Annotated in this window: 1 protein-coding gene; it reads left to right on the plus strand. The window is 31.7% G+C overall.

All coding sequences use genetic code 11. The features are described 5' to 3' along the window. The first annotated feature begins 30 nt into the window (after window positions 1–30). Window positions 31–222, plus strand: a complete 192-nt coding sequence (locus AC1DTM_RS29650) for a hypothetical protein (RefSeq protein ID WP_033710969.1) — start codon at window positions 31–33, stop codon at window positions 220–222. Window positions 223–807: the final 585 nt, after the last annotated feature.

An 807-nucleotide genomic window follows, 5' to 3' on the forward strand; every position in this document is an offset into this window, starting at 1 on the left:
GTCATATATTAGATAAGGGATGTGATAACATTGGGTAACGATAACAATCAATTTGTTTTTCATGTAGTAAAAAGTTCGGCAATTAAAAGATTTATAATTATCGATATAATTGCTGGAACAGGAATTTATTGGACCGTAAATTTCATTTCTTCAAATGCATTACTCGCAATTATTAGTTGTATTTTGGGGACAAAAAAAATGAAGAAAATGCATCATTCATAGAAGCAATAACTAAATCCCAATTCATTTCTTTCAAATTTGTTGCCTTTACTCTTCTTGAAGTGGGAAAGCAATTTTTCACAGTTGGCTAATTCATCCGACTTTCTGGCAGACAATACTTTTGATTGTCTGCTTTTTGTATGAGATTTTTCGTTTTACATATACTACTTTTGAACCTGTATACCAATGCAAGCCATTTTGGTGTKTGGGATTTCCCTTCCTGAGATAAGTATTTTGTACTTATCCCTTTTTTGTATAGGTATGTATATTTGGGATAAAACTAATTACAAGCAGATTTTCTGTTTATTCGTAGTTCTTAACCAAAAGACTTTTCTCCTTTAAAGGACAGTAGGTACGACTGCTTGTCCTTTTTTATTAATATTTCACACACTATTTTTTGCTCCCTTCTAAGCATTCAATTACAGCTCCCAAATAGCCGATGTTTATATTCATACAAAATAAGCAGTTGCTGATACTTTCCTTTTTGAGTTACACAACACAATAAACATGTGTAACTATAGATTTGAATCCMTGTCCCTCCTATCTCAAAAGCTCTCCTAAGTAACTAAAAAAAGAACACTTTAAGTG

Source organism: Bacillus sp. P4_D3 (assembly GCF_056401855.1).